26 protein-coding genes are annotated in these 23,184 nt (G+C 70.4%); 22 read left to right on the forward strand and 4 right to left on the reverse strand.

Translation table 11 applies throughout. The features are described from left to right. Positions 1-144 precede the first annotated feature (144 nt). Positions 145-891 carry an aspartate/glutamate racemase family protein gene (locus HJG44_RS20875; protein WP_171220269.1) on the forward strand — a complete coding sequence of 249 codons (747 nt, stop codon included), beginning with the start codon at positions 145-147 and terminating at the stop codon, positions 889-891. Here the strand turns inward: HJG44_RS20875 and HJG44_RS20880 are convergent. Beyond that, positions 888-2,279, reverse strand: coding sequence for a malonyl-CoA decarboxylase domain-containing protein (locus tag HJG44_RS20880; protein WP_171220270.1), 1,392 nt, complete (start codon positions 2,277-2,279; stop codon positions 888-890). The two genes, HJG44_RS20875 and HJG44_RS20880, sit on opposite strands and share 4 nt — an antisense overlap. Before the next feature lie 171 nt (positions 2,280-2,450). Continuing rightward, complete coding sequence (locus HJG44_RS20885) at positions 2,451-4,256, reverse strand: glucan ABC transporter ATP-binding protein/ permease (RefSeq protein WP_171220271.1); 1,806 nt, start codon at positions 4,254-4,256, stop codon at positions 2,451-2,453. A 188-nt stretch (positions 4,257-4,444) separates the two neighbouring features. Between HJG44_RS20885 and gpt the strand changes: the two genes are divergently transcribed. The 8 genes from gpt (at position 4,445) to acuI (ending at position 10,720) form a co-directional block, all read left to right on the forward strand. Further along, positions 4,445-4,948: a xanthine phosphoribosyltransferase gene (gpt, locus tag HJG44_RS20890; RefSeq protein WP_171220272.1), complete on the forward strand. Its 504-nt coding sequence runs from the start codon at positions 4,445-4,447 to the stop codon at positions 4,946-4,948. Positions 4,949-4,987: 39 nt separating this feature from the next. Then, positions 4,988-5,578 carry a tyrosine phosphatase family protein gene (locus HJG44_RS20895; RefSeq protein ID WP_171220273.1) on the forward strand — a complete coding sequence of 197 codons (591 nt, stop codon included), beginning with the start codon at positions 4,988-4,990 and terminating at the stop codon, positions 5,576-5,578. 5 nt (positions 5,579-5,583) lie between these two features. After that, positions 5,584-6,477 (forward strand): ROK family protein, encoded by an 894-nt coding sequence (locus HJG44_RS20900; protein WP_171220274.1) that lies wholly within the window; start codon positions 5,584-5,586, stop codon positions 6,475-6,477. Continuing rightward, entirely contained in the window at positions 6,468-7,379 is a 912-nt protein-coding gene (locus HJG44_RS20905; RefSeq protein WP_246736410.1) for a DMT family transporter, read from the forward strand. Before HJG44_RS20900 ends, HJG44_RS20905 begins: the two co-directional genes overlap by 10 nt. Before the next feature lie 114 nt (positions 7,380-7,493). Continuing rightward, a complete protein-coding gene (locus HJG44_RS20910; RefSeq protein WP_246736411.1) occupies positions 7,494-8,159 on the forward strand; it encodes a hypothetical protein in 666 nt (221 codons plus the stop codon). Positions 8,160-8,169: 10 nt separating this feature from the next. Beyond that, entirely contained in the window at positions 8,170-9,336 is a 1,167-nt protein-coding gene (solA, locus tag HJG44_RS20915) for an N-methyl-L-tryptophan oxidase (RefSeq protein WP_171220277.1), read from the forward strand. A 110-nt stretch (positions 9,337-9,446) separates the two neighbouring features. Next, on the forward strand, positions 9,447-9,662 hold the full coding sequence (locus tag HJG44_RS20920) for a hypothetical protein (protein ID WP_171220278.1): 216 nt from the start codon (positions 9,447-9,449) through the stop codon (positions 9,660-9,662). Positions 9,663-9,730: 68 nt separating this feature from the next. Continuing rightward, positions 9,731-10,720 (forward strand): acrylyl-CoA reductase (NADPH), encoded by a 990-nt coding sequence (gene acuI, locus HJG44_RS20925; protein WP_171220279.1) that lies wholly within the window; start codon positions 9,731-9,733, stop codon positions 10,718-10,720. Positions 10,721-10,722: 2 nt separating this feature from the next. On the opposite strand, the gene HJG44_RS20930 is transcribed toward acuI, so the two are convergent. Then, positions 10,723-11,703, reverse strand: a complete 981-nt coding sequence (locus tag HJG44_RS20930; RefSeq protein WP_171220402.1) for an L-threonylcarbamoyladenylate synthase — start codon at positions 11,701-11,703, stop codon at positions 10,723-10,725. A 94-nt stretch (positions 11,704-11,797) separates the two neighbouring features. Between HJG44_RS20930 and HJG44_RS20935 the strand changes: the two genes are divergently transcribed. From HJG44_RS20935 to HJG44_RS20990, 12 genes are all read left to right on the forward strand, one after another. Beyond that, the gene (locus HJG44_RS20935; RefSeq protein WP_171220280.1) at positions 11,798-13,579 is read left to right on the forward strand and encodes an acyl-CoA dehydrogenase; all 1,782 of its coding nucleotides are present in this window, start codon (positions 11,798-11,800) and stop codon (positions 13,577-13,579) included. Positions 13,580-13,606: 27 nt separating this feature from the next. Then, complete coding sequence (locus tag HJG44_RS20940) at positions 13,607-14,602, forward strand: magnesium transporter CorA family protein (protein WP_171220281.1); 996 nt, start codon at positions 13,607-13,609, stop codon at positions 14,600-14,602. A gap of 99 nt (positions 14,603-14,701) precedes the next feature. Further along, a complete protein-coding gene (locus tag HJG44_RS20945) occupies positions 14,702-15,424 on the forward strand; it encodes an SDR family NAD(P)-dependent oxidoreductase (protein ID WP_171220282.1) in 723 nt (240 codons plus the stop codon). A 103-nt stretch (positions 15,425-15,527) separates the two neighbouring features. After that, on the forward strand, positions 15,528-16,652 hold the full coding sequence (locus HJG44_RS23870; RefSeq protein ID WP_171220283.1) for an NADH-quinone oxidoreductase subunit E: 1,125 nt from the start codon (positions 15,528-15,530) through the stop codon (positions 16,650-16,652). Beyond that, on the forward strand, positions 16,649-17,098 hold the full coding sequence (locus HJG44_RS23875) for an NUDIX domain-containing protein (protein ID WP_171220284.1): 450 nt from the start codon (positions 16,649-16,651) through the stop codon (positions 17,096-17,098). The genes HJG44_RS23870 and HJG44_RS23875 overlap by 4 nt, the downstream gene beginning before the upstream one ends. Positions 17,099-17,194: 96 nt before the next feature. Then, the gene (locus HJG44_RS20960) at positions 17,195-17,446 is read left to right on the forward strand and encodes a hypothetical protein (RefSeq protein WP_171220285.1); all 252 of its coding nucleotides are present in this window, start codon (positions 17,195-17,197) and stop codon (positions 17,444-17,446) included. Between the two features lie 69 nt (positions 17,447-17,515). Continuing rightward, positions 17,516-18,403 (forward strand): CAF17-like 4Fe-4S cluster assembly/insertion protein YgfZ, encoded by an 888-nt coding sequence (gene ygfZ / locus HJG44_RS20965; protein WP_171220286.1) that lies wholly within the window; start codon positions 17,516-17,518, stop codon positions 18,401-18,403. Beyond that, positions 18,400-18,999, forward strand: coding sequence for a DNA-3-methyladenine glycosylase I (locus tag HJG44_RS20970; RefSeq protein ID WP_171220287.1), 600 nt, complete (start codon positions 18,400-18,402; stop codon positions 18,997-18,999). The genes ygfZ and HJG44_RS20970 overlap by 4 nt, the downstream gene beginning before the upstream one ends. Before the next feature lie 2 nt (positions 19,000-19,001). Further along, on the forward strand, positions 19,002-19,622 hold the full coding sequence (locus HJG44_RS20975; protein ID WP_430395084.1) for a YfbR-like 5'-deoxynucleotidase: 621 nt from the start codon (positions 19,002-19,004) through the stop codon (positions 19,620-19,622). Positions 19,623-19,714: 92 nt separating this feature from the next. Beyond that, positions 19,715-19,978 (forward strand): exodeoxyribonuclease VII small subunit, encoded by a 264-nt coding sequence (locus HJG44_RS20980; RefSeq protein ID WP_171220289.1) that lies wholly within the window; start codon positions 19,715-19,717, stop codon positions 19,976-19,978. 2 nt (positions 19,979-19,980) lie between these two features. Continuing rightward, the gene (locus HJG44_RS20985) at positions 19,981-20,745 is read left to right on the forward strand and encodes a TlyA family RNA methyltransferase (RefSeq protein WP_246736391.1); all 765 of its coding nucleotides are present in this window, start codon (positions 19,981-19,983) and stop codon (positions 20,743-20,745) included. Next, positions 20,738-21,988, forward strand: coding sequence for a class I SAM-dependent RNA methyltransferase (locus HJG44_RS20990; protein ID WP_171220290.1), 1,251 nt, complete (start codon positions 20,738-20,740; stop codon positions 21,986-21,988). Before HJG44_RS20985 ends, HJG44_RS20990 begins: the two co-directional genes overlap by 8 nt. A gap of 3 nt (positions 21,989-21,991) precedes the next feature. On the opposite strand, the gene pdxH is transcribed toward HJG44_RS20990, so the two are convergent. Further along, positions 21,992-22,615: a pyridoxamine 5'-phosphate oxidase gene (gene pdxH / locus HJG44_RS20995; protein WP_171220291.1), complete on the reverse strand. Its 624-nt coding sequence runs from the start codon at positions 22,613-22,615 to the stop codon at positions 21,992-21,994. A 33-nt stretch (positions 22,616-22,648) separates the two neighbouring features. On the opposite strand from pdxH, the gene HJG44_RS21000 reads away from it, so the two are divergent. Then, complete coding sequence (locus HJG44_RS21000; protein WP_171220292.1) at positions 22,649-23,125, forward strand: RT0821/Lpp0805 family surface protein; 477 nt, start codon at positions 22,649-22,651, stop codon at positions 23,123-23,125. Positions 23,126-23,184 lie beyond the last annotated feature (59 nt).

Here is a 23,184-nt window from a genome sequence, read left to right on the forward strand (position 1 = left end):
TGTTCCCCTCCCGGTGCGTTCACCGTCCGGCTTCGACGAAGCCGCTGCTTGCGGGCAGCAATGGTCGTGCCAGACTGGCCCCGGAAGCTTACCCGAACGGGCGCCGGCGGGAAGCGAAATCGTCCCCCGTGAGCCACCTCCGCGATGCGTCTCCTCCTCATCAACCCCAACACGACCGAGAGCATCACGGATCTGGTTGCCGCGCGCGCCCGCGCGCTGGCCGGGCCGGATGTCGAGGTCAGGGCCGTGTCCGGCCGCTTCGGCGCGCGCTATATCGCGAGCCGAGCGGCCGCGGCGATCGCCGGCCATGCGGCGCTGGACGCGCTCGCAGCGCATCACGACGGCTGCGACGCGGTGCTCCTGGCCTGTTTCGGCGATCCCGGGCTCATGGCGCTCAAAGAGGTCTCGCCCGTTCCGGTCGTCGGGATGGCGGAGGCCTCGTGCCACCTCGCCTGCCTATTCGGCAGGCAGTTCTCGATCGTCACGGGCGGGGAGCGCTGGGATCCGATGCTGCACGAATTCGTGGCAGGGCTCGGCCTATCCTCTCGGCTGGCGGGCATCCGCACGGTCGCGCCGACCGGTGCCGAGATCGCGGCGGATCCGGAGCGCGCGATGGCGCTCCTCGCGGAAGGCTGCCGGGTTTGCGCGGAGGAGGATGGAGCCGAGGCCGTGATACTGGGCGGTGCGGGCCTCGCCGGGCTCGCCGACAGGATCGGCCCGGACGTGCCCGTCCCGGTGATCTGTTCGCTCGAGGCAGGCTTGCGGGCGACGGTCGCGGCGGCCGGCCTCCAGCGGTCGAAAGCCATGAGCGGCTCCCTCGCCCGCTCCTCGCCCGTAGCGAGCACGGGGCTGTCGGACGAGCTCGCCCGGATGCTCGATCCGAGCTTCTAGACCGCGACCCGGCCTTCCAGCAGCCCTGCCTCGAAATCGCGGAGCTGCCGCTGCACCGGGCCGGAGGCCGCGACCACGCCCTGGTTGGCATAGGCCTCATGATGCGCCTCGATCGTGCCGAGGTCGTAGAGGTAGTTCACCATGAGGCCCGCGCCCTCGCGCATTCCCTTCGGCGAGGTGTCGCCGAGCCAGTTGATCCGCTCCAGCCGCGCGCCATTGCCGAGATGGAAGCGTGCGACGGGGTCGAGAGGCTGGCCCTTCCCGTTCTTCATGCGCAGGAAATAGGCGGCGGCGAGCCCCAGCATGACCGGCTTCAGCTCGGCCGTCCGGACCGGATCGAGATGCCAGTCCGGCTCATCCAGGCCGGCGAGCCTGCCGCGGTCGAAGCCGGGAAATCCGGCCCCCTCCGGGTCTTCGGCGACGCGGCTCAGCCAGCGGCCGAAGCCCGGAATGGGCGAAAGCGTGACGAAGGTCTTCAGCGAGGGGATGTCGCGGCAGAGATCCTCGACGACCTGCTTGATGAGGAAGTTGCCGAAGGAGATGCCCCGCAGGCCGGGCTGACAGTTGCTGATGGAATAGAACACGGCGGTCGTCGCCCGTTCGGGCGCGAGCGGCTCGCGGCCGTCCGCCAGCACCTCCTGGATCGAGTGCGGGATCTCCCGCGTCAGGGCGACCTCGACGAAGATCAGCGGCTCGTCGACGAGCGAAGGATGGAAGAAGGCATAGCAGCGCCGGTCGGGCGGCTGCACGCGGCGGCGCAGCTCGTCCCAGCCGTGGATGGTATGCACCGCCTCGTAGCGGATGATGCGCTCCAGGATGTCCGCGGGCGTCGACCAGGTGATGCGCTGCATCATCAGGAAGCCGCGGTTGAACCAGGAGTGGAAGAGGTGCTCGAGGTCGTCGGCGACGCTGGCGAATTCCTCTTCGCGCCCGACCTCCTCGAGCAGCTTCTCGCGCATGGCGACGAGCGCCCGCGTGCCGCCGGGGGCGAGGTTCAGGCGCCGGAACAGCTCCTGCCGCGGCGGCTCCACCGCCCGGAGCAGCGCCTGGAGATGCGCCGGGCTCGGATCGGCGTCGTATTGCGCCCAGGCGGCGCGCAGCCGCTCGGGGCTCGGCGCGAAGTCCCGGGCCAGCAGGCGGAAGAAGGCCGTGCGCTCCTCAGGCGAGAGTGCGGCATAGAGGTCGAGGACCTGCCGGGCGATGGCCACGCCCGACGCCTCGCCCCGGCCCGAGAGGAGCGCCCTGGAGAGTTCGTCGATGCTCGCGCCCTTGGCCGGGCTGCGCCACCCGACGCGGGAGATCGCCGGCACGACCGCCGAGCGCTCTAGGAGGCTGCGTCCCCGCTCGGCGATCTCGCCGAGCATGTCCTGGAAGAAACTCGTGCTCATGCTCGTCCGTGCCGCGCGGGAGAGGCGGACCTACCCGCCCACGATGACGGGGCTCTGACGATCTCCGTCACGCAGGATTCCGGCCCGTGTCCCGCAGGCCCGGCAGGATGCGTGATCGCCCCCGGGAGCGCAATCGGCGCATTGGAGGCATCCGGCGAGGTACTCAGGCGATCAGGCGCCGCCCACGACCGCGAGGGCCAGCCGAGCCGCCGGAACCGGCTTCGCCTCGCCCGCCATGAACTGCGCGCGCGCCAGCTCGGCAAAGCGCCCGCCACGGGCGACGAGCTCGTCGAAGCTTCCCGATTCGACGATCCGCCCGGCGTCGAAGACGAGGATGCGGTCGGCGTTGCGGATCGTCGCGAGCCGGTGCGCGATGACGAAGGTCGTGCGGCCCTTCATGACCTCCTCCAGCGCCGCCTGGAGCTTCCGCTCCGTGGCCGCGTCGAGTGCGCTCGTAGCCTCGTCCAGGATCAGGACCGGCGGGTTCTTGAGCAGCGCCCGGGCGATCGAGAGGCGCTGGCGCTCGCCCCCGGAGAGAGAGCGGCCACGCTCGCCGATGACCGAGTCGAGGCCGTCGGTCTGACGCTGGATGAACTCGCTCGCCTGCGCCCTCTCCAGCGCCTCCCGCATCTCGGCTTCGGTCGCATCGGGCCGGCCGACGAGGAGGTTCTCACGGATGGAGCGGGCGAACAGCATCGGCTCCTGGAACACGACGCCGATATTGCGCCTGAGCGAGGCGAGGCTGATGTCGCGGATATCCTCGCCGTCGATCCGGATTGCGCCCGATTGCGGGTCGAAGGCGCGGTGCAGGAGCCCGAGCGTGGTCGACTTGCCCGATCCGGTGGCGCCCACCAGCGCCACCGTCTCGCCCGGCTCGACCGAGAAGGACACATCGGCGATCGCCGTCCGCTTGCCGTCATACGAGAAGGAGACGTTGTCGAACTCGACCCGTCCCTTGAAGCGCTCGATGTTCTTGGCATGGGGGCGGTCGTGGACCGCCGGCGCCGTATCGAGGATATCGAAGAACTCCGCCATCTTCGGCGCCTGCAGGAACAGCTGGTTCACGAAGGAGACGACCTGCTCCAGGCGGCCGATCAGCATGGTCGCGATGGACATGAACATGACCACGTCGCCGATGGAGGCGAGGCCGCGCAGGTGCAGCCAGGTGCCGAGCAGGAAGATGGCCGTCACGGTCAGCGTGGCCGAGGCGCGTGTCGCGATGGATGCGAGCGCCCACCAGGACAGCACCGGGGTCTGAGCCGCGAGGAGCTCGCCGATGATGTTCCTGAGCGCTCCCGTCTCGGCCTTGGCGCGGGTGAAGGACTGGATGACAGGAACGTTGCCGAGCGCGTCGGAGGCATGCTCGGCGAGGCTCGAGTGGTACTGCTCGACCCGGCCCTGCAGCGTCTCGGTCTTCCGCAGCACGATTGCCGTGAGCACGGTGAAGAGCGCCACGAGGGCGAGGAGGAGGAGACCTAGCCGCCAGTTCAGGAACAGGGTGAGCGGCAGCAGGATGGTCAGCGCGACGATGGCCGCAAAATGGTCGCGGAAGAAGCCAAGCCAGAGCCAGGCCATCCCGTTGGAGCCCTCCAGCATGACCTTCAGCACGCGGCCGGAATGAGTGGAGGTGTGGAAGGCGAGCGGCAGCTCGAGGACATGCTCAAAATAGGTGGCCATCGTGGCGAGGCGCCGCCGATGCGAGAGGCGGTCCGCATGAAGCGCCACGAGAACGCCGGCCCCGATGGCGAAGAGACCGAACGCGATCCAGGCCGCAAGGAGCGGCAGCAGCGACGAGAAGGTCACGATTGCACCGCCCGACACGCCTTGGGTGAGCCGGTCGATGATCCGCCCGAACAGCACCGGCTCCGCAAACGCCGCGATGGCGAGCCCGATATTCGCGAGCGCCAGGACGGCACCCAGCCGCAGATCGGAGCCGAGCTGGCCGAGAACGCGGATATAGAGACGGATCAGCCACATCGGCAGGCGCACTCCGGCACGGAACCGCCGCTCCCGCGCTTCGACAGGCTGCGCGCGGCGCCTGTCAACGTGGGGGCGGGCGACGGTTCGAGAGCTGGTCCCTACACAAGCGGTCCTGCACGGAGCCTGAATGACAAGCCCTGCCGGCCCGGCTAAGAGCGCGGCCGGGCAGGAGGTCTCGATCCCGCATGGCGCAGCCGCCGCAGAAAGCCTTTCCGGTCTCCTGGGACCAGTTCCACCGCGATGCCCGTGCGCTCGCCTGGCGGCTCGCCGCGGCCGGGCCGTTCAAGGCGATCGTCTGCATCACGCGCGGCGGGCTCGTTCCGGCCGCGATCGTGGCGCGGGAGCTGGATGTGCGGCTGATCGAGACGGTCTGCGTCGCCAGCTACCACGACTACCGGAACCAGGGCGAACTGACCGTCCTCAAGGGCATCGCCGAGAGCGTGACGGGGCTCGGGGCCGAGGGCGAGGGCGTCCTGGTGATCGACGATCTGACCGATACGGGGAAGACGGCCCAGATCGTGCGCAACATGCTGCCGAAGGCGCATTTCGCGGCGATCTACGCCAAGCCGGCGGGCCGGCCGGTGATCGACACCTTCGTCACGGAGGTAAGCCAGGACACCTGGATCTACTTTCCGTGGGACATGGGCCTCGTCTATCAGGAGCCGATCACGGCCGGCGCGAGGGGCTAGCGGCTAGGTCGCGGGCCGAGAATCCGCTACAGCGGCGGCATGGAACGCGCGCGCATCTCCCTCCTGACCGTCTGCGGACTCGAGGAGCTCGACGGCCACTCCGCCCGCCGGGTCACGCACGTGCTGTCCATCCTCGATCCGGACTGGCCCGATCCGGAGAGCTTCGGACGCTGGGATCCCCATCGCCGGCTGACGCTCCGCTTCCACGACATCATCGAGCCGATCCCGGGCCAGATCCTGCCCGAGCGCGCGCATGTCGAGCGTATCATCGCTTTCGCGGACGAGCTCGCGGCCGACGCGCACGAGCGCGACGACGGCCACCTCCTCGTCCACTGTCACATGGGCATCTCGCGCTCCACCGCCGCCATGACGATGCTGCTGGCCCTGGCCTATCCGGACGAGGACGAGGAGAGCCTCATCGCAAGGCTGACCGCCATCCGTCCGCAGGCCTGGCCGAACCTGCGCATGATCGGTTTCGCCGACGAGATCCTCGGCAGGCGCGGGCGGCTCGCCGCAGAGGTGAGCCGCCTGCACGCTCGGCAGATCGCCGCGCGTCCGCAGCTCGCCGATACCTTCCGGCGACTCGGCCGGGCACGGGAGGTCGAGGCCGCCCTCGCGGCCGCGGCCTGATTCCGATGCTCGTCGGCATCGACTGGGGCGGGACAAAGATCGAGGGTATCTGCCTGTCGGGCGATGGCGAGATTCTCGCCCGCAGGCGCGTGGCGACCCCAAGAGGGGATTACGAAGCCTGCATCGCCGCGATCGCCGATCTCGTCGCGGGGCTGGAAGCGGCGGCAGGACTGCGCGGGACGGTGGGAGTCGGCATCCCGGGCGCGATCTCGCCCAGGACCGGCCTCATCATGAATGCGAACTCCACCTGGAACATCGGCCGGCCGCTCGACAGGGACCTTGAGAGGGCGCTCGGGCGCGAGGTGCGGGTCGAGAACGATGCCAACTGCTTTGCGGTATCGGAGGCCGTCGACGGCGCCGGCGCCGGCTGCGCGGTGGTTTGGGGCGTCATCCTCGGCACAGGCGCCGGATCCGGGATCGCGATCGACGGGCGCGCGCTCGGTGGGCACAACCGCATCGCCGGCGAATGGGGTCACAACCCCCTGCCGCGACCGAGGGACGACGAGCGTCCCGGTCCGGCCTGCTATTGCGGGCGGCACGGCTGCAACGAGACCTTCGTGTCGGGCACCGGCTTCGAGCGCGATTTCCGCGAGCGGACCGGCCGCACGCTCCCCGGGCCGGACATCGTGCAGCTGATGCGGTCGGGAAACCGGGCGGCGCGCGATGCATACGAGGCCTATCTCGACCGGCTCGGGCGCGGGCTCGCGAGCGTCGTGAACGTGCTCGACCCCGACATCATCGTCCTCGGCGGGGGCATGTCGAATGTGGAGGAGCTCTATCTGGACCTGCCCTCCCGCATCGCGCCGCATGTCTTCTCCGATTCCTTCACGACGCCCGTCGTGATGCATCGGCACGGCGATTCCTCAGGCGTTCGAGGTGCGGCGTGGCTATGGAAGTGACCGCTCCCGTGCCGCGAGCGGTCCCGACGCAGACGGCGGCGCTGGTTCCGCTGCTCGGGCTTCTCTGGGGCTTCAACTGGGTCGCGGTCCGGATCTGCCTGACGGAGATCCCGCCCTGGACGCTCCGGGCGGCGGGATTCGCGGCCGGGACGCTGGCCCTCTATGCCTATCTCCGGGTGCGCGGGAAGAGTCTCGAGGTGCCTCGCCGGCACTGGCTCCGCCTCGTCGTGGTCGGACTCCTGTCGATCACCTTCTACAACCTGCTGAGCGCCTTCGCGCAGCTCTCCGCGAGCACGACGCGGAGCTCCGTCCTGTCCTACACAATGCCGATCTGGGCCGTGATCTTCGCCCGGATCGTGGTGGGGGAACGGGTCGACCGCCGGCGCGCGCTCGGGCTCGGGCTCGGGATCGCGGGCCTGCTTTCTCTCGGCTGGCCGATCCTGGCGGCGGGCGAGTTCTCGATCGGCCTCGTCTGGGCTATCCTGTCGGGCGTGTCCTGGGCGGCGGGCAGCGTGGTCCTGAAGCGGTATCCCATCGATGCCGGAGCGCTCACGATCGCCTGGTGGCAGCTCATGCTCGCCGTGCCGGTCACGACCGCCGGAATGCTCGTCTTCGAGGGGGTGCCGGAACTGCGCCCGCTCCAGACCGCGACGATCTGGGCCTTCATCTATCACGCCATTCTGGCGCAGGCGGTCGCGACCACGCTCTGGTTCACGATCCTAGAAGCGCTGCCGACCGGCATCGCGTCCATCGGCTCGCTTCTCGTTCCGGCGGTCGGCGTGCTCGGCGCGACGGCGTTCCTCGGCGAGCGCCCGACCACCGGCGACCTCCTGGGTCTCGCCTTCATCGTCGCGGCATCGGCGGTGGTGCTCGTCCGGCTCCCGCCGGAGCGGCGGACCTAACGCTTCGGACACCTGTATCCCCCACCATCCGGGCATGATTCGGCCGGACATCCCCCTGTGAGCGCGTTCCGCGACGAGCGGAACCGGAAGGCGCTCGAGCGCCTCCGGCGAGCGATGCCGGAGGCGGTTCCCGGGCCGGTCCTCCGCCACGCGCTGGCGCGGCCCTTCATTCCCCCGACGCCCCGGCGTGCGGTCGAGAGCTACTGGCGCGCGCATCCGCTGCGTGCCGACCGGCTCGCGCGCGGCCTCGCGGCCCTGAGCGGCACGCCGGATGGCTGGACCTGGCGGCTCGACGGTGCGGCCGGGACGGCCCGGTCGCTGAGTTTCCGGACGCCTCCGGCGCCCTTCCGCGAGGCGCGGTTCAGCCGCGGGCCGGGCCATTGCTGCATCTGCGGCCAGCCGGTCTTCCGGCTCGGCTGGCATGTCGACCTCTGGCGGGAGGGGCGCACGAACCACAATGCCGGCTGGCACGCGGCCTGCGTCGCGGCTTGGCGCTTCTGGTGCGAGCCGAGCGACCACGTCCAGGTGCTGAAGCGCGTGCAGCACAGGCGCTGCGCGGTGAGCGGGGGACGGCTCCTCAGGACGGCCGAGGTGGACCACCGCGTCCCGCTCTTCAGCGTCTGGCGGGAGCGGCGGCACGAGCCCTGGCCGGCGCTTCTCGCCTTCTGGGGCGCGCCGAACCTGCAGGTCGTCAACCGCACGGCTCACGTGGTGAAATGCGCGCTGGAGGCGGGGGCTCGCGCGGGAGGACGGTCCGGCGCATATTCCGCGCCGCCTTGAGGATGGTGCGATGACGGTCTGCGATGTGGTCGTGATCGGGCTCGGCGCGATGGGAAGCGCCGCAGCCCTCCAGCTTGCGCGGCGCGGCGCCAAGGTGGTCGGCATCGACCGCTTCTCGCCGCCGCACGAGCACGGTTCCAGCCATGGCGAGACGCGGATCACCCGCGAGGCGATCGGCGAGGGCGAGGAATACGTTCCGCTCGCCATGCGGGCGCACGAGATCTGGCGCGAGATCGAGGCCGCGACGGGCGAGGAGCTGCTGGTCCGGTGCGGCGGCCTGGTGCTGGCCGCGGCCGGGGCGGTGCATCCCGCCAAGGCCGCCTTCATGGACCGGACGATTGCGGCGGCGGAGCGGTTCGCGATCCCGCACGAAGTGCTCGCTCCCGACGACGTCCGAAGGCGCTTTCCGCAATTCATCCTGCACGTCGACGAGCAGGCCTATTTCGAGCCGGGTGCCGGCTTCGTCTATCCGGAGCGCTGCATCGCGGCCCAGCTCCGGCTGGCCGGCCAGGCCGGCGCGACGCTGCGGACGGGCGAGACCGTGACCTCGATCGCGCCGTCCGGCTCGGGAGTGCGCGTCGAAACGGACCGGGACGTCTACGAGGCGGCCCGCGCCGTCCTCTCGGCCGGTGCCTGGAGCCCCGGGCTCGCCGGAACCCCGCTGGCGCATATGACGCTTCACCGCCAGGTTCTGAACTGGTTCGAGTCCGAGGACCCGACCGTCTATGCGCCCGGGCGCTTCCCCGTCTTCATCTGGCTGCACCGCGGCAGGGACGCGCATTCATACGGGTTCCCGATCCCGCCCGGATCGGAGGGGCTCAAGATCGCCACCGAGAACTTCGAGCGGCGGCTCGATGCGCCGGAAGAGATCGACCGCGACGTGACGGAGGAGGAGATCGAGCAGGTCCATGCAGGTTACGTCGCGGACCGCTTCCGGGGTGTGACCAGCCGCTGCCTCAGGGCGAAGACCTGTTTCTACACGCTCGCGCCGGACAGCCGCTTCGCGATCGACGACCATCCCGAGAACGGGCGCCTGCTCGTCGTCTCTGCGTGTTCGGGCCACGGCTTCAAGCATTCCGCGGCGATCGGGGAGGCGGTCGCCGAGCGCGTCCTCGATGGTCGATCCAGGCTCGACCTGTCCCGCTTCGCCCTGCCGAAGCGGGACCGCGCGGCCTGAAGTGAGGCCGGCGGAATCAGTCGATCCCCGGATTCCTCGGCTTTTTGCTTAAGTTGTCCTTCACGCGCGGCAGCGAAACTACTGCACGGGGCAGCAGTATCGAGTCGACCATGGCCTTCGGACTCCACATCGAGCAGCACGGCGCTTCGGGCCGAATCCGGCCTTCGGGCAATTCCATGGGCCCTCTCGTCGTGATCGCCATCGCCTTCGCGGCTTTCTGTGTCTTCGACTACTCGCCCTACGGCTACGGCTACGTCGCGCAGTTTCTCGGCGACGCCCAGCGCTGGTTCCAGCGCTTCGTGAGGGGCTTTCAGCTGAGGATGTGAGTCGCACCTGCCGGGTTGACATCGCGGCCCGGCGCGGGTCCTTCCGCCGACGCGCGGGAGGGACCGGAATGGCGTCGTTCAAGGCAGTCGTCATCGAGAAGGCGGAGAGCGGGAGCGCTTCTCCGGTCGTCCGGGACTTCCCCGATTCCGAGCTGATGGAGGGCGACGTCACCGTCCGGGTGAGCCATTCCACGGTGAACTACAAGGACGGACTCGCGCTCACCGGCCGGGCGCCGGTCGTCCGCCGCTTCCCGATGATCCCCGGCATCGATTTCGCCGGCACGGTGGAAACCTCGTCGCATCCCGAGTTCAAGCCGGGGGACGCGGTGGTCCTCAACGGCTGGGGCACCGGCGAGACGCATCTCGGCGCCTATGCCGAGCGCTCCCGGGTCAAGGGCGACTGGCTCGTCCGGCTGCCCGACGGGATGTCCCCGGCGGAGGCCATGGCGATCGGAACGGCCGGGTATACGGCCATGCTGTCGCTGATGGCGCTCGAGCGGCACGGTCTGTCGCCGGAACGCGGCCCGGCGGTCGTCTCCGGAGCGGCAGGCGGCGTCGGCTCCGTCGCGATCGCGCTGCTCGCGAAGGCCGGGTGGCACGTCGTCGCCTCGACCGGCCGGACGGGCGAGGCGGATTACCTCGCCGGGCTCGGCGCGGCCGAGATCATCCCGCGCGACGAACTGGCCGGGAAAGGCCGCCCGCTCGGCAAGGAGCGCTGGGCGGCCGGCATCGATACGGTCGGCTCGACCACGCTCGCCAACATGCTGTCCATGACGAGATATGCCGGCGCGGTGGCGGCCTGCGGGCTCGCGGGCGGCATGGATCTCCCCGCCTCGGTCGCGCCCTTCATCCTGCGCGGCGTGTCGCTGCTCGGGATCGATTCGGTGATGGCGCCGAAGCCGCTCCGGCAAGAGGCCTGGAACCGCCTCGCGAAGGAACTCGACCGGGACAAGCTCGCGAGCATGACCCGGACGATCAGGCTCGAAGATGTGATCGAGGCGGGCCGCGACATCCTCGACGGCAAGATCCGGGGCAGGATCGTGGTCGAGATCGGCTGAGCCTATCGCTCCGCGGCCGCGCGGCGGAGGCGATCGTTGATCGCCTCGCCGAGGCCGATATCCGGGATCGGCGCGACCGCGATGGCGTCCGGTCCGGCCGCGTCCAGGCGGCGGAGATGGCCGAACAGGCGCGCGGCCGCTTCCGCGAGGTCGCCCGCGGCGCTGAGATTGAGACGGGCCACCGCCTCGCCCGGGAGATCGGGCCCGAAGGACAGGGCGGCCTCTCCGGGCTGAGACTCGCTCGCCTCCAGCCTGACCCTCGCATGCGGGGCGTAGTGGGAGGCGAGTGCGCCCGGCGCGAGCGGCTTCGAGGCGGACGGATGGCCGTCTTCGAGCGGGTGCCGCAACACGCGCTCGATCGCCTCGCGCGGGAGCCCGCCGGGCCTGAGAAGGCGCGGGCGGCTGCCGAGGCAGGCGACGATCGTCGATTCGACCCCGACCCGGGTCGGCCCGCCATCGACGACCGCATCGATCCGGCCCTGCAGATCGGCGAGAACATGCTCCGCCTCGGTGGGACTGACGCGCCCGCTCCGGTTGGCCGAGGGCGCGACCACCGGAAAGCCGCACGCGGCCAGAAGCGCGCTCGCGACCGGGTGGTACGGCACGCGCAGGGCGACGCTGTCGAGCCCGGCCCGCGCGAGATCGCAGACCGAGCATTCCGTGGAAACCGGCACCACGAGCGTCAGCGGCCCGGGCCAGAAGGCGTCGGCCAGCCGGCGGGCGTCCTCGTCGAAGACGCCTTCCCGCATCGCTGCATCCGCCGTCGGGAGATGCCCGATGAGCGGGTTGAAGCGCGGCCGTTCCTTGGCGGCGTAGAGTGCCGCGACCGCCCGAGCGTTCCGCCCGTCTGCCCCGAGTCCGTAGACCGTCTCCGTCGGGAAAGCGACGAGTCCGCCCTCCGCGAGGATCGCGGCCGCGCGTGCTAGGTCGTCCGCGCCGCTCCCGAGCCGCTCGGTCGCACGCGAAGGTGCGTCCCCCGTCATTGACGCGGTGCCGCTCACGTCACATCAATCCGCCCGCCATTCGGGCGCGCTAGGTGAAGGCGTCCGTCCCGTCAACGTCAGCGGAGAGACCGGCATGAGCTATCGCGCGCCTGTGGCCGAGATGGCCTTCGTCATGCGCCACGTTGCGGGGCTGGAGGCCGCGGTGGCCGAGGGGCTCTACGGCGACCTGACGACCGACCTCGTGGAGAGCGTCCTGGAGGAGGCCGGCCGCTTCGCCAACGATGTGATCGCACCCCTGAACCGGATCGGCGATAGGCACGGGACCCCGTTGAAGGACGGCCAGGTCACGATGCCGCCTGGCTGGAAGGAGGCCTATGCGGCCTGGACCGCGGCGGGCTGGAACGCGCTGCCGGGACCGGAGGAATATGGCGGTCAGGGGCTGCCGACGCTCGTCGCCGCCGCCTGCTCGGAGATGTGGAACGCGGCCGCGATGTCCTTCGGACTCGGCCCGCTGCTCACCATGGGTGCCGTCGAGGCTCTCGACAAGCACGGCTCGCCCGAGCTCAAGGACCGCTATCTCGCCAAGCTCGTCTCGGGCGAGTGGACCGGCACGATGAACCTGACGGAGCCGCAGGCCGGTTCCGATCTCGGCGTCCTGCGCACCCGCGCCGAACGTGCCGGGGACGGCACGTACCGGATCACGGGGACGAAGATCTTCATTACCTATGGCGAACACGACCTGACGGACAACATCGTCCATCTCGTCCTCGCGCGCCTCCCCGACGCGCCTGCGGGCACGCGCGGCATCTCGCTCTTCCTCGTGCCCAAGATCCTGCCGGACGGAACGCGCAACGATCTGCGCTGCGCCGGGGTCGAGCACAAGCTCGGCATCCACGGCTCGCCGACCTGCACGATGGCCTACGGCGACAATGGCGGGGCGATCGGCTGGCTCGTCGGCGAGGAGAATCGCGGCCTCGCCTGCATGTTCACGATGATGAACAACGCCCGGCTGAATGTCGGGCTTCAGGGTGTCGCCATCGCCGAACGCGCATACCAGGCCGCGCTCGCCTATGCGGCGGAGCGGCGGCAGGGCAGGGCCCCCGGCTGGAACGGGGAGGGGATGAGCCCGATCCTGGAGCATGCCGACGTGCAGCGCATGCTCCTGACCATGAAGGCATACACGGCCGCCTCGCGGGCGATCTGCTATCTCACGGCCGCCTCGCTGGACCGCGCCCGGCTCTGCCCCGAGGCCGAGGGACGCCGGCGTGCGGGCGAGCGCGCATCCCTGCTCACGCCGGTGGCCAAGGCCTTCTCGACCGATATCGGGATCGAGGTCGCCTCGCTCGGCATCCAGGTCCATGGCGGGATGGGCTTCATCGAGGAGACGGGAGCGGCTCAGCATCTCCGGGACGCCAGGATCGCCGCCATCTACGAGGGGACGAACGGGATCCAGGCGATCGACCTCGTCAACCGCAAGCTGCCACTCTCCGGCGGTGAGACGGTGCGCGCCGAGATTGCCGGAATGTGGTCCGTGCTCCGCCGCGTGACGCAGAAGGGCGGTCCCGGGTTTGGTCTCACGGCGCCGCGCCTGCGCGGTGCGGTGGAGAGCCTCGATCGCGCCACGAGCTTCCTCCTCGCAGCGCTCGGGGCGGGAGAACAGGACAGGCTTCTTGCCGGCGCCACGCCCTATCTGCGCCTGTTCGGGCTCGCGCGCGGCGGGGTGTCGCTTGCGGAGGAGGCGCTCGCCGCCCAGGCGGCCATCGGCGCCGGGGACAACGATCCCGTCCAGCCCGGCCGCATCGCCCTCTGCCGCTTCTTCGCCGAGAACCTGGCCGTCGCGGCGGGCGGGCTGGAGGAAGCCGTGATGACGGGCGGCGATTTCGGGGCCGACGCGCGCCTCGCGCTCGCGAGCTGAGCCGGGCTCGGCAGGGACGCGCTCCGCATGATCTTCGTCCACCAGCCGCCTGGCCCGAACGCCTGGCCCGGAACCCTGGTCGAGCGGCGGATGCTGGAGCCGGACGAGCCGATTCCGCCGGGCTCGCTCTGGATCGACCTCGTCTCGCCGACGCGCGAGGAGGACGCGAAGGTCGAGCGCTTCCTCGGGATCGAGGTGCCGACCAGGGAGGACCAGGCGGATATCGAGCCCTCCGAGCTGCTCTATGCCGAGCACGGTGCCCGCTATCTCACCGCCCGCATGCTCTGCCGCGCCGACGAGGCCGATCCGATCCTGACGCCCGTCAGCTTCATCGTGAAGGATTCGACGCTCATCACCGTGCGCTACGAGCAGCCGCGCGCCTTTCAGATGTTCGCGCACAAGGTCTCGCGCGTGTCGGGCCTCGGCAAGTCGGGCGAGGAGGTGCTGGCCGGTCTGCTGGAGACCATCCTCGACCGCTCGGCCGATATCCTCCAGCTCGCCGGCGAGCGCGTGGACAGCCTCTCGAACTCCATCTTCGCCACCAACACCGACCCGGGCCGCCGCAACGCCGAGTACCAGTCGCAGCTGCGCGCCCTCGGCAAGACCGGCGACCTCATCTCCAAGCAGCGCGAGAGCCTCGTCTCGATCGAGCGCATGCTGCTCTTCGTGACGGCCGATTACCGCGCGGCCAAGGTCGAGAAGGAGCTGCGCGACAAGATGCGCACGGTCCTGCGCGACCTGCAGTCGCTGGAGGAGCACGCGACCTTCCAGGCCAACAAGATCCAGTTCCTGCTCGACGCGACGCTCGGACTGGTGAACCTGGAGCAGAACAACATCATCAAGCTGTTCTCCGTCATGGCGGTCGTCTTCATGCCGCCGACGCTCATCGCGTCGATCTACGGCATGAACTTCAGGCACATCCCCGAGCTGAACTGGGAGGCGGGCTACCCGCTCGCGCTCCTGCTGATGGTGTTCGCGGCCGTGATGCCGTACTTCTTCTTCCGCTGGAAGCGCTGGCTCTGACCCGCATGGACGCTCGGGCGCCTGCGGGCTAGACTCGCCGCGATCCCTTCCACCACAGGCCCGACATTGCCCGAGCGCCCGAACCAAGGCCGTCGCGTCATGCTGCTCACCGGCGCAAGCCGGGGCATCGGCCACGCCACCGTGAAGCGGTTCCAGGCGGCGGGATGGCGCGTCATCACCTGCTCCCGTCACGCTTTTCCGGAGAACTGCCCCTGGGAGGCCGGCCCGGAGGACCATCTTCAGGTCGACCTCTCGGATCCGGACGATACGCGGCGTGCCATCGCCGAAACGAAGGAGCGGCTGGTCCCGGAGGGCGGGATGCTGCACGCGCTCGTCAACAATGCCGGCATCTCGCCGAAGGGTCCCGGCGGCAAACGCCTGGCGGGCCTCGACACGCCCCATGCCGACTGGCTGCACGTCTTCCAGGTGAACTTCTTCGCACCCATCATGCTGGCCCGCGGGCTGTGCGACGAGCTCGCCCGCGCGAAAGGCTCGATCGTGAACGTCACCTCGATCGCCGGCTCGCGCGTCCATCCCTTCGCGGGCGCGGCCTACGCGACCTCGAAGGCGGCGCTCGCGGCGCTCACCCGCGAGATGGCCTCCGATTTCGGCCCGCTCGGGGTCCGGGTCAACGCGATCTCGCCCGGCGAGATCGACACTTCCATCCTGTCGCCGGGGACGGAGAAGATCGTGGAGACGATCCCGCTCCGCCGCCTCGGCACGACGGACGAGGTCGCAAAGGCCATCTATTTCCTCTGCACCGACGCTTCGTCCTACGTGAACGGGGCCGAACTGCACATCAATGGCGGGCAGCACGTGTGACGGCAGGGAGATTGATCTCCACAGGACGGCCTCCGATATGCCTACCTTGCAGCAGGGCGGACGAAGCGCTTCGCGCCGTCGCCCGCATATCGGAGCAGGCTGGTTGAACTGCAGCAGCATCGCTCAGCGTCTCCCGAGGGCAAGCGCTGCGCTCCTCGGGCTTCTTCCGATCGCCTTCGGAGCCGCGGCTTTCGCCGAGCCGACGGTGTCCGTCGTGCCGCTTCCCTTCGAGGTGCGGGAGTTCCGCGGCCCGTCGTCGCGCGTCGCGGCCATCGCGCCTTCGCTCGCGCCGCTCCGGGCGGAGGCTTCCCTCAGGGACAAGCCGCTCGTCGTGGTCTGGGGCGAGGGCGGCGGGGCCGTGCTGACGCTCGCGGGCCGCGAGGTCCGGACCCTCGATCTGGGTGGGAGCGCGGCCGATCTCGCGACCACGGAGCGGGGGCGGGACGCCATCCCGGCCTCCCGGATCGAGGCGGCGGGCCCGATCACCGCGACCCTGACGGAGCCGACCCGCGAATATGGTCACGAGGCGCTCGGCGCCTCGGTGCATGCGAAGAGCGTGTCGATCGCCGAGAAGCGTCCGGTGCAGATCTCCTCCGGCGCCCAGGCCGTTCCGACCGAGGTGACCCGCGTCGCGGCCGGGCCCGGCGCCGTCTTCGAGGACCGCGAGCCGCGGCTCGCGAAGCTCGACCGCGACGGTCCGCCCGGGATCGTGATCGTGAAGTCCTATGCGGAGCGGGGCTCGGCGCTTGCCGTGATCGGCCGTCGCGACGGGGCCTGGAAGGTCGTCGCCGAAACGCCGCCGGTCGGCGAGGGGCAGCGCTGGCTGAACCCGGCTGCAGTGGCCGATTTCCTCGGGACGGGGCGGCCGCAGATCGCCCTCGTGCGCACGCCTCATGCGGACGGGATCCTGCAGCTCTGGGCGCTCGAAGGCGACCGTCTGGCGCTCAAGGCCGAGAAGGCGGGCTACGCGAACCACGCCTTCGGCCGGGCCGCGCAGGATCTCGCGGCAGCGGTCGACCTCGACGGCGACGGACGGCCGGAACTCGCGCTTCCCACGCTCGACCGGCGCAGCATCGCCCTCCTTTCGGTGAAGGACGGCATCCGCGAGCTCAAGCGCATCCCGCTGCCGGCCGCCGCTGCGACCGGGGTCGCGGCGCTCGGCTCGGGAGCGGATACGCATATCCTGGTCGGCCTCGAGGACGGGCGCGTCGCCGACATCCGGCCGTGACGGCCTCCCGGCTCTATCCCGAGCGGCCGTTTCTCGCCGCCTCCGTCTGCGTCGTTCGCGACGGCAAGGTTCTCCTCGCGGCCCGGGCCCGGCCTCCCATGCAGGGCGTGTTCACGCTGCCGGGCGGCCTCGTCGAGCCGGGCGAGACCCTCGCCGAGGCCGCGATCCGGGAGCTTCGCGAGGAGGTGGGGGTCGAGGCCGAGATCCTGGGCTTCGTCGGGCCGGTCGAGGTGATCGAGCGCGACGCGGCGGGCCGGGCGAGGCGCCATTTCGTCATCTGCGCCCATGCGGCGCGCTGGTTGTCGGGCGACGGCCAAGCCGGAGAGGAGGCGCTGGAGGTGCGCTGGCTCGGGCCGGACGAGCTCGGGTCGGTCCCCACTACGGCAGGTCTGCCGGGCATCGTGGCCGGCGCCGTTGCGCTCGCGTCACAGCATCAAAGTTCCTGAGCAAAGCGACCGCCCGCGTTAACCTCTTCGTAAATGGGGCACTGGCGGGCGGCCCGCCGGCTGATAGAACAGGCTCCAGCACGAGCCGGCAGCCAGATGATCGACACAGACATGACCTCGCCCGACGAGGCCGGATTGGCGAAGCGCGCCGCGCTGGCCTATGTGGCGGAGGCCTTCGCCGAGGCCGAGCTGGACGGCATCGACGGCGATTGCGTCGTGCAGGCCGCCCTCTTTGCCGCCTTCAAGCACCTCGTCGAGGTCTATGGCGAGGAGCAGACCGCGATCTACGCCGAGGGCCTGCCCGCGCGCATTCGGGCCGGCGGCTTCTCCACCGCGCCGCGGCATTGAGCGGCCGCCCTTGAGGGGCGGCGGGCGGGGTCGTACATCCCGGACCCGACACTCCCCTCGGAGCTGGCCGTGCCGGTTGCCCATCTCTCGGACCATGCTGTCCTTAAGGTCTCCGGGCCCGAGGCCCGCACGTTCCTGGACCGCCTCGTCACCTGCGACCTCGACCGGCTGCCGCCCGCGGGCGCCCGCTACGGCGCCCTGCTCACGCCGCAGGGCAAGATCATCGCTGATTTCATCCTGTTCGACGCCTCTGCGCTCGACCCAGGCTCGGTTTTTATCGACGCCCCAGCCGCTTGCGCCGGCGAGCTTGCAAAGCGTCTCAGCATGTACAAGCTCCGGGCGCAGGTTGCGATCGAGGACCTGAGCGCATCGCATGCGGTGCTGGCGGGCTGGGGCGAGACCTCCGAGCCCACCGGCGAGCGCCATCTCGCGGCGCCAGATCCCCGGCTCGCGGCGCTCGGCTGGCGGGCGGTCGTGGAACGGGGCGGCCTCATGGATTCCGGGTCGCCGGCCGACGGAGAGGAGGCCTATCACACCCACCGGATCGGGATCGGCGTGCCGGAGGGCGGGCGCGACTTCGCGTTCAACGATGCGTTTCCGCACGAGGCCTTGATGGACCAGCTCGCCGGGGTCGATTTCGACAAGGGCTGCTATGTCGGCCAGGAGGTCGTCTCCCGCATGCAGCATCGCGGCACCGCGCGGACCCGCATCGTGCGGGCGCTATTCGACGGCGAGCCGCCTTCCCCTGGCCGGGACGTCACGGCGGCGGATCGGGCCGTCGGCCGGATCGGCAGCGTCGCGGGCGAGCGCGCGCTCGCCACCCTCCGGCTCGACCGGGTGGCCGAGGCGCTCGGCGCGGGGCTCCCCATCATGGCCGGCGAGGTGCCGATCCGGCTCGAGAAGCCGGGCTGGGTGCATTTCCCGTATCCCGGCGAGAGCGGCTTCCCCAGCGCATGAGCGACGGCCTGGTCCAGCATCCGGACGGGAAGTCGCGCTGCTGGTGGTGCGGCGCCGACCCGCTCTACATGGCGTATCACGACACCGAATGGGGCGTGCCGGAGCGCGATGGACGGGCTCTCTTCGAGAAGCTGATCCTGGACGGGTTCCAGGCCGGGCTCTCCTGGATCACCATCCTGCGCAAGCGCGACGCCTTCCGCCGCGCCTTCGCGGATTTCGATCCGGCCGAGATCGCCCGCTTCACCGACGCCCATGTCGAGGCGCTGATGCTCGATGCCGGGATCGTGCGGAACCGCGCCAAGATCGAGGGGACGATCCTGTCTGCCCGCGCCTATCTGGCGATGGGCGGGGCGGATGCATTCTCCCGCTTCCTGTGGGACTTCGTGGGCGGGGCGCCGCTCCAGACCCGGCGCGCCAAACGCGGCGACATCCCGCCTGCCGACGAGATGTCGAGGGCGGTCTCGGCCGCGCTGAAGAAGGCGGGATTCAAGTTCTGCGGCCCGACCATCGTCTATGCCTTCATGCAGGCCTGCGGGCTCGTCAACGATCACCTGGTCGGCTGCCACCGGCAGATTGTCTGCGAGGAACTGGCCTGAACGTGAAGGTAACTCCCCGGGCCGCCAGGACGCCTCGCGCCTGGCAACGCATGCTGTCGGGCCGCCGGCTCGACCTGCTCGATCCCTCGCCCCTCGACGTCGAGATCGAGGACATCGCGCATGGGCTCGCCCGGGTGGGGCGGTGGAACGGCCAGACGGCAGGAGGGCACGTCTTCTCGGTCGCGCAGCATTCCCTTTTCGTCGAGGCGATCGCGGCCGAGATGGCGCCGGGGCTCGCCGATCCGGGTCGGCTCGCCGTCCTGCTCCACGACGCGGCCGAATACGTGATCGGCGACATCATCACGCCTCTCAAATCGGTGATCGGCGACGGCTACGCGGCCGTAGAAGCGCGGCTGCGGGCCGCCATCCACCTGCGGGTGGGGTTGGCGGCGACGCCCGCGCGCGACATCGCGCGCCTCATCAAACGGGCGGACAAGGTGGCCGCGTATCTCGAGGCGACCGAGCTCGCGGGTTTCTCCCGCGCCGAGGCGGACGAGATCTTCGGCCGGCCCGAGATGCGGCCGGCGGAACTCGCGGCCTATCTGGCACCCTGGCCGACGGACGAGGCGCAGAGCCGGTTTCTCCGCCGCTTCCGCGAACTCTCCGCTGCGCGATCCTTCTAAGCGGGGTCAGGCTTCATCCCTGAGAATGGCCCTCCGGCCAATCCGCCCGGCGATCCTTGTCAGGCCGGGAGCGCGCGCCCATAAGTCCCGCCATGAGCGAGACCGACGCCCCCGACCCGCATGCCGACGTGGCGGGTCTTCCCTTCGAGACGGCCCTGGCCGAGCTCGAGGATATCGTGCGGCAGCTAGAGGGCGGGCGTGTGCCGTTGGAGGAATCCATTGCCATCTACGAGCGCGGGGAGGTCCTGAAGCGCCACTGCGAGGGGCTGCTGAAGCGCGCCGAGGCGCGGATCGAGCGCATCACGCTCGGACCGGACGGGCGGCCGACCGGTACGGCGCCGCTCGATCCAGCCTGACCTTGGGACGGGGCAGGGCGCCGACGCCCGGCCTGCCCGAGCGGCGGCGAGCCGACATCCACCTCGTCGAGCTCGGGCTGTTCGAGAGCCGCGCCAGGGCGCAGGCCGCGATCGAAGCGGGCCTTGTGACTGCCGACGGGGAGCCCGTCCGCAAGCCCTCCGATACCGTGCTGGTCACGGCCTCCATCCAGGCCGAAGCCCCTCATCCCTGGGTGTCGCGCGGCGGCGTGAAGCTCGCCGCGGCACTCGACCGCTTCGGGATCGATCCCGCAGGCCGGGTCTGCCTCGATGTGGGCGCGTCGACGGGCGGCTTCACGGACGTGCTGCTCGCCCGCGGCGCGGCCCGCATCTACGCGGTCGATGTGGGCCAGGGACAGCTTCACCCGAGGCTCGCCCGCGATCCGCGCGTGGTCAGGCTGGAACAGACCGACATCCGGCGCCTCGGTCGGGACGGGGTGCCGGACGAGGTGGATCTCTGTGTGGTCGATGTAAGCTTCATATCGCTCAGGCTCGTGCTTCCAGAGCTTCCTCGATTCCTCAGGAAACGCGCCTATCTCATTGCTCTCGTTAAGCCGCAATTCGAGGTCGGGCGGTCATCTCTGGGCCGAGGCGGAATCGTGCGCGACGAGGCCGCGCGGCGGGCTGCGCTCGCGGATGTCTCGGGCCACGCTTCCGATCAGGGCGTCGCCGTCCTCGGCACGATGCCGTCGCCGATCGTCGGCGGGGACGGCAACCGCGAGTTCCTCCTGATGGCCCGGCATGGCTGAGCGGGTCACGATCGCCCGACTGGGCGCCAATGGCGATGGTGTCGTGGACCGGCCCGGCGGACCGCTCTACGTCCCGGGTGCGCTGCCCGGGGAGGTGGTGCTCGTCGCAATCGACCGCGACCGCGGACGGGTGCTCGAACGCGAGACCTCGAGCCCCGATCGGGCCGAGCCCTTCTGCCCCTATTTCGGCACCTGCGGCGGCTGCGTCGCCCAGCACGTGGGTCCCGGTCTCTATCCCGAGTGGAAGCGGGGGAAGGTGGCTGGCGCGCTCGCCAAGGCGGGGATAGCGGCTGAGGTCGGGCGGCTGGTGGACGGCCATGGCGAGGGCAGACGGCGAGTGACCTTCCATGCGCGCGAGATCGAGGGCGAGATGCAGGTCGGCTTCATGGAGGCGCGCAGCCACCATCTGGTCCGGATCGCCCGCTGCCCGATCACGGTCGAGGCGCTTGCCGGCGCCCCGCAGGCTGCCTCCGCATTGGCGGCCCGGATGAAGGGCATCGGCAAACCGCTTGATTTGGCAGTGACTGCGACCCTGGCCGGGCTCGATATCGACCTGCGCGGCTCGGGGCGGCTGGAGGAGCGGCGGCGGCAGGCGTTGATCGCGGAGGCTGGTGCGCTCGGCCTGGCGCGGCTGTCGCTCCATGGCGAAACGCTGGTCGAATTCCGCCGGCCCGCCATCCTGATGGGACGCGCGCACGTTGCGCCGCCAGCCGGAGGATTTCTGCAGGCGACCGCAAAAGGTGAGGAGGCGCTTGCCGCGATCGTGCTCGAAGGCTGCCGGGGCGCGAAACGGGTCGCGGACCTGTTCGCCGGCAGCGGGCCCTTCTCCCTGCGGCTCGGGGACGTGGCGGAGGTGCATGCGGTCGAAAGCGACCGGGCGGCCCTCGCCGCCCTCGATCGCGCCGCCCGCGGCACCCCCGGCCTTCGGCGGATCACGACCGAGATCCGGGACCTCTTCCGCCGTCCGCTTCTGGCACCCGAGCTCGACCGGTTCGACGCGGTCGTGCTCGACCCGCCGCGGGCGGGCGCCGAGGCGCAGTGCCGTCAGCTGACCCTGTCATCACCGGATACCGTGGTCATGGTCTCCTGCGATCCCGGCACTTTCGCAAGGGACGCCGCGATCCTCATGTCGGGCGGCTTTTCGCCGGACGCGATCCTGCCGGTCGACCAGTTCGCCTGGAGCGCCCATGTGGAGATCGCGGCGGTCTTCCGGCGCCGGCGGACCGGACGACGCCGGCGCTGAGCCTCAGGGATACAGCCGCGTCCGCCTCCATCCTTCCGCCGTGCGGGTGAAGCGCACGCGGTCGTGCAGCCGGAACGGCCGGTCGTGCCAGAACTCTATCTGCACGGGCACGATGCGGTAGCCGGTCCAGTGCGGCGGGCGCGGTACGGTCCCGATCGCGAACTTGGCCGCATATGCCGCGATCGCCTTCTCGAAGGCGAAGCGGCTCTCGAGCGGTCGCGATTGCTGGCTCGCCCAGGCCCCGATACGGCTGTCGCGTGGGCGGGAGGCGAAATAGGCGTCGGCCTCCTCGTCGGAGACGCGCGTCACGGGGCCCCGCGCCCGCACCTGCCGGCGCAGGCTCTTCCAGTGCAGCACCAGGGCCGCCTTGGGGTTCTGCGTCAGCTCGACGCCCTTGGCGGATTCGGTGTTGGTGTAGAAGACGAACCCGGCCTCGGTCGCCTCCTTCAGGAGCACCATGCGGACGTCCGGCAACCCGTCCTGGTCGACCGTCGCCAGCGCCATCGCATTGGGATCGTTCGGCTCGGAGGCTTCCGCATCCTTCATCCAGGCGGCGAAGAGCCGGAACGGCTCCTCCGCCTCGGTGAAATCACCGCTTTTTAACCGGTCGCCGCTTGTATCCGTCACCACTTGATGAAGCCGTTCGCTACGATTGTCAGGATGTCGGCCCCTTATAGGTTGGTCTCGCTCCCGCGCGAAGCGCGCCGCCTCCTCGTCCGGGTTGCCTGGGTCGCGGCGGCCGCGCCCGCTCTCGCCGGCTGCAGCTTCTCCATCCCGTCCCTCACGGCCAAGCCGGCTCCGGAGGAGACGACCGGCTCCATCTCGCCCGCGCCCACCGTGCTGCGCATGTTCCCCGATCTCGGCCCGGAGGAGGCGCGCCGCGCGCGCGCGGCGCTCGCCGTGGCACTCGATCCGCAGGGCAACGGCCAGCCGGTGAAGTGGGACAATCCGGAGAGCGGGATGCGGGGCGAGATCGTCCCGCACGGACCGCCCTTCGTGGAATCGGACGAGATCTGCCGGCTCTTTGCGGCCTCGCTCGATACCGGCTCGGCTTCCAAACGCGCCGAGGGCAAGGCGTGCAGGGTGTCGGCCGGGGAGTGGGTGTTGCGGAAGCTGCAGGCGAAAAGGCAATCTTGACGGAGTGCCGCAGGAGGGCGTTGCCTTTGCGCAACACCCTTCCCACATGAGGGGCGACA

This window comes from Enterovirga aerilata (assembly GCF_013044135.1).
GTDB classification, from domain to species: domain Bacteria; phylum Pseudomonadota; class Alphaproteobacteria; order Rhizobiales; family Beijerinckiaceae; genus Enterovirga; species Enterovirga aerilata.